This window comes from Kitasatospora sp. NPDC091257 (assembly GCF_044757675.1).
Lineage (GTDB): Bacteria > Actinomycetota > Actinomycetes > Streptomycetales > Streptomycetaceae > Kitasatospora > Kitasatospora lactacystinica.
In genome coordinates this window covers 1-7,802 of record NZ_JBIVVI010000331.1, presented here as the reverse complement: position 1 = coordinate 7,802, position 7,802 = coordinate 1, and the positions used below count along the sequence as shown (strand labels likewise).

Genomic DNA, 7,802 nt, shown 5'->3' with positions numbered 1-7,802 from the left:
GGGATTCGTCATCGTCAGGACCGGGCCCGTGACCGGGCCCGTGACCGGGCCCGTGACCGGGCCGGGATCCGGCTCAGCCGCCGAGCCGGTCCACCGCGGTCACCCGCAGCACCGCCCGGCCCTCCTCGTCCGAGCCGTACAGGTCGACCTCGGCGCTGATGCCCCAGTCGTGGTCGCCCTCCGGGTCGTCGAAGATCTGCCGGACCCGCCAGGAGGAGTCCTCCTCCTCGATGATCAGCATCTTGGGGCCGCGCGCGTTCGGGCCGGTGCCGAGGTCGTCGTACTCCTCCCAGTACCCGTCCATGGCGTCCGCCCAGCGGTCCGCGTCCCAGCCGTACTCGCCGTCCAGCTCGGCGAGCTCCTCGTAGTGCTCCAGCGCGCACAGCTCGACCCGGCGGAACATCTCGTTGCGCACCAGGACGCGGAAGGCGCGGGCGTTGGCGGTGACCGGCGCCGGCTTGTCGTCCAGCCGCACCTCGGCGGTGGCCGCCTCGGTCGGGTTGGCCAGCTGCTCCCACTCGTCCAGCAGGCTGGAGTCGACCTGGCGGACCAGCTCGCCGAGCCAGGCGATGACGTCCTTGAGGTCGTCGGTCTTCACGTCCTCGGGGACGGTCTGCTCCAGCGCCTTGAACGCGCCGGCCAGGTAGCGCAGCACGATGCCCTCGGTGCGGGCCAGCTCGTAGAAGCCGACGTAGTCCGAGAAGGTCATCGCCCGCTCGTACAGGTCGCGGACCACCGACTTCGGCTGCAGCTGGTGGTCGCCGATCCACGGGTGCGCCCGGCGGTACACCTCGTAGGCGTGGGTGAGCAACTCCTCCAGCGGCTTCGGGTAGGTGATCTCCTGGAGCCGCTCCATCCGCTCCTCGTACTCGATGCCGTCCCGCTTCATCTCGCCGACGGCCTCGCCGCGCGCCTTGTTCTGCTGGGCGGCGAGGATCTGGCGCGGGTCGTCGAGGGTCGCCTCGACGACCGAGATCACGTCCATCGCGTACGAGGGCGAGGTCGGGTCGAGCAGCTCGAAGGCGGCCAGCGCGAAGGTCGACAGCGGCTGGTTGAGCGCGAAGTTCTCCTGGAGGTCCAGGGTGAGGCGGACGATCCGGCCCTCGGAGTCAGGCTCCGGCAGCCGCTCCACCACGCCGCCCTCCAGCAGCGAACGGTAGATGGCGATCGTGGTGCGGATGTGCCGTCGCTGCGCGGCCCGGTCCTCGTGGTTGTCGGTCAGCAGCTTGCGCATCGCCTCGAAGGCGTTGCCCGGGCGGCCGATCACCGACAGCAGCATCGCGTGGCTCACCTTGAACCGGGAGACCAGCGGCTCCGGGTCGGCGCCGATCAGCCTCTCGAAGGTCTCCTCGGTCCAGCCGACGAAGCCCTCCGGCGCCTTCTTGCGGACCACCTTGCGCTTCTTCTTCGGGTCGTCCCCGGCCTTGGCGATCGCCTTGTCGTTCTCGATCACGTGCTCCGGCGCCTGCGCCACCACCTGGCCGACGGTGTCGAAGCCGGCCCGGCCGGCCCGGCCGGCGATCTGGTGGAACTCGCGGGCGCGCAGGATGCGCACGCGCTGCCCGTCGTACTTGGACAGGGCGGTGAACAGCACCGTGCGGATCGGCACATTGACGCCGACGCCGAGCGTGTCGGTGCCGCAGATGACCTTCAACAGGCCCGCCTGGGCGAGGCGTTCGACCAGCCGGCGGTACTTCGGCAGCATGCCCGCGTGGTGCACGCCGATGCCGTGACGCACGAAACGGGACAGGTTGCGACCGAACTTGGTGGTGAAACGGAAGCCGCCGATCAGATCGGCGATGGCCTCCTTCTCCGCCTTCGAGCACATGTTGATGCTCATCAGCGACTGGGCCCGCTCCACCGCCTCCTTCTGGGTGAAGTGCACGACGTAGACCGGCGCCTGGCCGGTCTGCAGCAGCTCCTCCAGGGTGTCGTGCATCGAGGTGCGGCGGTACTCGTAGAACAGCGGCACCGGGCGGGTCGCGTTGCGCACCACCGTGGTCGGACGGCCCGTGCGGCGGGTCAGGTCCTCCTCGAAGCGGCGGACATCGCCGAGCGTCGCGGACATCAGCAGGAACTGCGCCTGCGGCAGCTCCAGCAGCGGGATCTGCCAGGCCCAGCCGCGGTCCGGCTCGGCGTAGAAGTGGAACTCGTCCATGACCACCTGGCCGATGTCCGCCCGGCCGCCGTCGCGCAGCGCGATCTGGGCCAGCACCTCGGCGGTGCAGCAGATGATCGGCGCGGTCGGGTTCACGCTCGCGTCGCCGGTCATCATGCCGACCTGCTCGGTGCCGAACATCTTCACCAGGTCGAAGAACTTCTCCGACACCAGCGCCTTGATCGGGGCGGTGTAGAACGTCCGCTGCCCCGCCGCCAGCGCCGCGAAGTGCGCCCCCGCCGCCACCAGGCTCTTGCCCGACCCGGTCGGCGTCGCCAGGATCACGTTGTTCCCCGACACCAGCTCGATCAGCGCCTCCTCCTGCGCCGGGTACAGGGTGATCCCCCGATCCTCCGCCCAGGCTGCGAACGTCTCGTACAGCGCGTCGGGGGTCGCGGGCTTCGGCATCAGATCAAGGAGGGTCACCCGGCTATCTTGCCTGCTCGCCGCCACCCCCGGCAAAGCCCGGGGCCGCGACGGGCCGGTCGGGAGGCCGTCAGAACGGTGCGGCGGGCGCCTGCGCGGCCAGCCGCGGGTCGTTCGTGCAGCCCTGGGCGCGGACCAGTTCCCTCGCGACGCGCGGGGCGGTGGCGATCCGGATCCGGTGGACCTTGTTGGCGTAGTCCCCGCTCTGCGCCATCGCGCCGTACTTGGCCATGAACGTCGCCGGGTCCTGGTTGCCGTAGAAGGACGTGGCGAACCGCGGGTCGCTCTTGTGGTGGTCCAGGATGTCCTGGAGGTGCTTGAGCTGGGCGTCGCCGGCCTGGTCGCCGAGGCCGAGGATGTAGGTGGCCGCCTTGGCCTCCTCCTCCGGGATGCCGCCGACGGGGTTGGCGTTGAACGCGGTGCCGTCGCTGCCGGTGTCGTCACCCAGGGCCCGGGAGGCGTCCTGGTCCGCCTCGGTGGCGCGGTCTATCGCGTCGCCGATGGCCTTGGCGGCGGTCTCGGCCTCGGCCTTCCAGCTCTTGGCGTACTCGGCGTCCTTCTTGTCCTCCTGGGTCGTGGGCGGCGGCCAGTGCACCGCGCCCTCGCCGTCGACGGTGAGACCCTCGTGCGTCGCGTTCTGGACCGCGGTGGTGAGGTCGTTCTTCGCCGCCGTGATCTCGGTGTGGGCGTCGCGGAGCGTCTTGGCCAGGGCCGAGGCCTCCTCGAAGGCCGCGTGGATCTGGTCGCGGGCCCAGGTGAGCTTGGCGTTGGCGAGGCCCGCGGCGTCGCCGTGCCAGCCGGACTGCTGGATGGTGCCGATGACCTCGTTCTGCATCCGCTGGGTGAGGTCCCACTTGCGGACCAGGCTCTCGAAGTCGCCCGCCGCGGAGGCGAGGCCGCCGAGGTCGACCTGCTGGAGTTGACTGAACGTCACCATGATCGTGCTGTATCCCCCCGTTCCCGCCGGCGCTAGCTTCCGGTGCCCTGCGCCTGGTTGAAGTGGGCCTGGATGTCCGATTCGGTCCTGGTGCAACTCTGGGCCGTGGTCTGCAGGTTGGTGCCGATGTCGCCGACGGTGCTCTGCAGTCCGCTCGACTGGCTGGTCCAGGTGCCCCAGGTGGCGGTGAGCGCGCCGCCGAGGTTCCAGCCCTTGAGGGATCCGGCGGCGGCGTTGACGTGCTCGCCGGGCTGGTCGCACTCGGTCTTGACGGAGTCCCGCAGGGCGAAGGCGTTCTGTGCGGCCTGCTGGAGAATGCCGGGGTTCACGGCGACGGTCTTGCCGCCGGCCGCCGGGCTCAGCGAGACCGGTGCGGCGTTGGCGCCGGCCAGGTCCGGGAACTGCTTCTTGGCCTCTTCGGTCAGGTTGCCCTTGTCGTCGAAGAGCCACGGATTCATGCGACGCTCGAATTCGAGGTCGGTCATTGTTTCCCCCCGGATAATGATCGGCATAGATCGTACTATTTTTGCGGCCATGATTTCGGTGAATTGACTATTGATACCTGGTTGACGCGTGGTGAATCACGACTGGATTGGCCGGTTCATACTGTGCCGATCCGCACATTGCCCGACACGCGGCGGCATGCCAGAGTGCCGGGCATGAACCATCCGCTCGCGGCCGAGCCGCGCTCCGCCGTCCCCGTCCCCGCCCCCTCCTCCGCCGCTCCCGCGCACGTCTTCGACTGGCTCGACCAGACGGCCGCGATGCGGGCCGAGGCCGGGCTGACGCGGACGCTGCGCAGCCGGGCCGCGGACGACCCGGTGCTGGACCTCGCGGGCAACGACTACCTGGGCCTGACCAGGCATCCGGTCGTCGCCCGGGCGGCCGCCGACGCGGCGCTGCGCTGGGGCGGGGGCTCGACCGGATCGCGGCTGGTGACCGGGACGACCGCGCTGCACACCGAACTGGAGCAGGAGCTGGCCGAGTTCTGCGGAGCGGAGGCCGCGCTGGTGTTCTCCTCCGGGTACACGGCCAACCTCGCGGCGCTGACCGCGCTCACCGACCCGGACACCCTGATCGTCTCCGACGCCTACAACCACGCCTCGCTGATCGACGGCTGCCGGCTCTCCCGCGCCGACGTCCACCGGGCCCCGCACAGCGACCCGGCGGCCGTCGCCGAGGCGCTCGCCGGGCGGGCGCAGCCGCGGGCGCTGGTGGTCACCGACTCGGTGTTCTCGGTGGACGGCGACGCGGCCCCGCTGCCCGCGCTGTCGGAGGCCGTCCGCGCGCACGGCGCCGCCCTGTTGGTGGACGACGCGCACGGGCTGGGCGTGCTCGGCCCCGGCGGCACCGGGGCGCTCGCGGCGGCCGGGCTCGCCGGGCAGCCGGACACCGTGGCCACCGCCACCCTCTCCAAGTCGCTCGGTTCGCAGGGCGGTGTCGTCCTCGGCCCGCGCCGGGTGATCCGCCACCTCACCGAGACCGCCCGCACCTTCATCTTCGACACCGGTCTCGCCCCGGCCGCCGCCGGCGCCGCCCTCGCCGCCCTGCGGCTGCTGCGCGCCGAGCCGGCCCGCGCCGAGCGTGCCCGCGAGGTGGCCCGCACCCTGGCCCGGCAGCTCACCGCCGCCGGCCTGCACAGCTGCGAGCCCGAGGCGGCCGTGGTGTCCGTCCGTGCCCCGGGCCCCGAGGCCGCCGTCGCCTGGGCCGCCGACTGCCGCCGCGCGGGCCTCGCCGTCGGCTGCTTCCGCCCGCCGTCCGTCCCGGACGGCATCTCCCGGCTGCGGCTGACCGCCCGGGGCGACCTGACCGACGGGCAGATCGCCGAGGCCGTCCGCATCATCGCCGAACTGGCCCCGGCCGGTGCGCGGGGCGAATGAGCGGACAGCGGGGCGAAAAGCCGCTCGGTGCGACCGGGCCCGCCGGGCAGGAGGGCGGGATGACCGATCTGCGCTGGGACGATCACGTGGCACGGCCTCGGGTACGACGTGGCCGCCGACCGGGTCCGGGTGCTGTGGACGCCGCCGGTGGACCGACCGGGCCGGCCGACTACTTCTTCCTCGCCCGGCTCGGCTGGACCCGGGTGGGCTCGCCGGCTGCCTTGGGGTGGTCCGGCGGGTACGGGAGTTCGCCGAGGCCCTCGTCGCGCAGCTGCTTCTCGTACAGCTCCAGCAGGGGTTCCAGGCGGAACGCCAGGCCGTCCATCTCCGCGTTCAGGTCGCCGAGTTCGGCGAAGCGGGCGGGGAGGGTGCGCAGGTCGAAGTCCTCGGGGGCGGCGTCGTCCAGCTCCTCCCAGCGCAGTGGGGCGGAGGCGGTGGCGCGCGGGCGGGCGCGCAGCGAGTAGGCGGAGGCGATGGTGCGGTCGCGGGCCATCTGGTTGTAGTCGACGAAGATCCGCTCGCCGCGTTCCTCCTTCCACCAGGCGGTGGTGACCTTCCCGGGCATCCGCTGCTCCAGCACCCGGCCGAGGGCGATCACCGCGTGCCGCCCGTCGGTGAACGTCCACTCGGGCGCCAGCGGCACGTAGACGTGCAGTCCGCGCCCGCCGGAGGACTTGGGCCAGCCGCGCAGCCCGTACTCCTCCAGCAGGGCGCGCAGTTCGTGGGCGGCGCGGACGGCGTCGTGGAAGTCGGTGCCGGGCTGCGGGTCGAGGTCGATCCGCAGCTCGTCGACGTGGCCGGTGTCGGAGCGCCGCACCGGCCAGGGGTGGAAGGTGAGGCAGCCCAGGTTGGCGGCCCACAGCACGGCGGCCGGCTCGGTGGGGCAGATCTCGTCGGCGGAGCGGCCGGAGGGGAACTCGATCCGGGCGGTGGGCAGCCACTCCGGCAGGCCCTTGGGGGCGCGCTTCTGGTAGAAGAACTCGCCGTCCACCCCGTCCGGGAAGCGCTGCAGGGTGGTCGGCCGGTCGCGGAGACCGCGCAGCACCCCGTCGGCGACGGCCAGGTAGTACCGCGCGACGTCCAGCTTGGTGAAGCCGCGCTCGGGGTAGTACACCTTGTCCGGGTTCGACAGCCGGACGGTGCGCCCGGCGACTTCCAGTTCCACGGCTGAGCCCATGCCCCACACGCTAAGCGCCGGGCGCCCGGCGCGCGCTCCGGGGCGAAGCGGGCGAGGATCGGACGCATGGACCTGCCCGTGATGCCGCCGGTGGCGCCGATGCTCGCCAAGTCGGTGGCCAGGATCCCGTCCGGGATGCAGTACGAGGCGAAGTGGGACGGCTTCCGCTCCGTCGTGTTCCGCGACGGGGACGAGGTGGAGCTCGGCAGCCGCACCGGAAAGCCGCTGACCAGGTACTTCCCCGAGCTGGTCGAGGCGTTCAAGCGGGAGCTGCCGCCGCGCTGCGTGCTGGACGGCGAGGTGGTGATCGCCCGGGACGGCCGGCTGCGCTTCGAGGAGCTGCTGGAGCGCATCCACCCGGCCGCGAGCCGGGTCAGGCTGCTCGCCGAGCGGACCCCGGCCTCCTTCGTCGCCTTCGACCTGCTCGCCCTCGGGGAGGAGAGCCTGCTGGACGAGCCGCTGTCGGTGCGCCGCCCGGCCCTGGAGGCCGCGCTCGCCGACGCCGCCGACCCGGTGTTCACCGCCCCCGCCGCCACCGACCTCGACCTCGCCCGGACCTGGTTCGCCGAGTACGAGGGCGCCGGGCTGGACGGGGTGGTCGCCAAGCCGCTGGACCAGCCGTACCGGCCGGGGGAGCGGACCATGTACAAGATCAAGCACGAGCGCACCGCCGACTGCGTGGTGGCCGGCTACCGCGAGCACAAGAGCGGCCCGGTGGTCGGCTCGCTGCTGCTCGGCATCTTCGACGGGGACGGCAGGCTCCAGCACGTCGGGGTCTGCGCCGCCTTCCCGATGGCCCGTCGGCGCGAACTCGTCGAGGAACTGGCCCCGTTGCGGATGGAGGACCTCTCGCAGCACCCCTGGGGCGGCTGGGCGGACGAGGCCGCGCACGCCGAGGGCCGGCTGCCCGGCGCGGTCAGCCGCTGGACCGGTGGCAAGGACCTCTCCTGGATCGCGCTGCGCCCCGAGCGGGTGGTCGAGGTCGCGTACGACCACATGGAGGGCACCCGGTTCCGGCACACCGCGCAGTTCCGCCGTTGGCGGCCGGACCGCACGCCGGAGAGCTGCACCTACGCCCAGCTGGAGGAGCCGGTCTCGTACGACCTCGGCAAGGTGCTGGGCAGCTGACGACGCGCCGGACGCCGCACCCGTGCGAGAGGGCCCGACCCCCCCGCGGTAAACCCCGGCAACCTAGTGGACGGGGGTTGCGGGGTAGTGGTGGAA

Annotated in this window: 6 protein-coding genes; 2 read left to right on the top strand and 4 right to left on the bottom strand. The window is 72.3% G+C overall.

Annotation, left to right across the window (positions count from 1 at the left end; all coding sequences use genetic code 11):
* Positions 1 to 73 precede the first annotated feature (73 nt).
* From ACIQOV_RS17485 to ACIQOV_RS17475, 3 genes are all read right to left on the bottom strand, one after another.
* The gene (locus tag ACIQOV_RS17485) at positions 74 to 2,566 is read right to left on the bottom strand and encodes a DEAD/DEAH box helicase (protein WP_401049400.1); all 2,493 of its coding nucleotides are present in this window, start codon (positions 2,564 to 2,566) and stop codon (positions 74 to 76) included.
* Positions 2,567 to 2,654: 88 nt separating this feature from the next.
* Positions 2,655 to 3,521 carry a hypothetical protein gene (locus ACIQOV_RS17480; RefSeq protein ID WP_401049397.1) on the bottom strand — a complete coding sequence of 289 codons (867 nt, stop codon included), beginning with the start codon at positions 3,519 to 3,521 and terminating at the stop codon, positions 2,655 to 2,657.
* Positions 3,522 to 3,553: 32 nt separating this feature from the next.
* Entirely contained in the window at positions 3,554 to 4,006 is a 453-nt protein-coding gene (locus tag ACIQOV_RS17475; RefSeq protein ID WP_401049396.1) for a hypothetical protein, read from the bottom strand.
* A gap of 279 nt (positions 4,007 to 4,285) precedes the next feature.
* Here ACIQOV_RS17475 and ACIQOV_RS17470 point away from each other — a divergent pair, with 279 nt between their 5' ends.
* Complete coding sequence (locus tag ACIQOV_RS17470) at positions 4,286 to 5,401, top strand: 8-amino-7-oxononanoate synthase (RefSeq protein WP_401049398.1); 1,116 nt, start codon at positions 4,286 to 4,288, stop codon at positions 5,399 to 5,401.
* Between the two features lie 169 nt (positions 5,402 to 5,570).
* On the opposite strand, the gene ligD is transcribed toward ACIQOV_RS17470, so the two are convergent.
* On the bottom strand, positions 5,571 to 6,578 hold the full coding sequence (ligD, locus tag ACIQOV_RS17465) for a non-homologous end-joining DNA ligase (protein WP_401049394.1): 1,008 nt from the start codon (positions 6,576 to 6,578) through the stop codon (positions 5,571 to 5,573).
* Between the two features lie 66 nt (positions 6,579 to 6,644).
* Between ligD and ACIQOV_RS17460 the strand changes: the two genes are divergently transcribed.
* Entirely contained in the window at positions 6,645 to 7,706 is a 1,062-nt protein-coding gene (locus ACIQOV_RS17460) for an ATP-dependent DNA ligase (RefSeq protein WP_401049392.1), read from the top strand.
* Positions 7,707 to 7,802: the final 96 nt, after the last annotated feature.

Coding starts and splice junctions, on each gene's coding strand:
- ACIQOV_RS17485 (WP_401049400.1), bottom strand. CDS start 2,566: ATGCCGAAGCCCGCGACCCCCGACGCGCTGTACGAGACGTTCGCAGCC.
- ACIQOV_RS17480 (WP_401049397.1), bottom strand. CDS start 3,521: ATGGTGACGTTCAGTCAACTCCAGCAGGTCGACCTCGGCGGCCTCGCC.
- ACIQOV_RS17475 (WP_401049396.1), bottom strand. CDS start 4,006: ATGACCGACCTCGAATTCGAGCGTCGCATGAATCCGTGGCTCTTCGAC.
- ACIQOV_RS17470 (WP_401049398.1), top strand. CDS start 4,286: ATGCGGGCCGAGGCCGGGCTGACGCGGACGCTGCGCAGCCGGGCCGCG.
- ligD (WP_401049394.1), bottom strand. CDS start 6,578: ATGGGCTCAGCCGTGGAACTGGAAGTCGCCGGGCGCACCGTCCGGCTG.
- ACIQOV_RS17460 (WP_401049392.1), top strand. CDS start 6,645: ATGGACCTGCCCGTGATGCCGCCGGTGGCGCCGATGCTCGCCAAGTCG.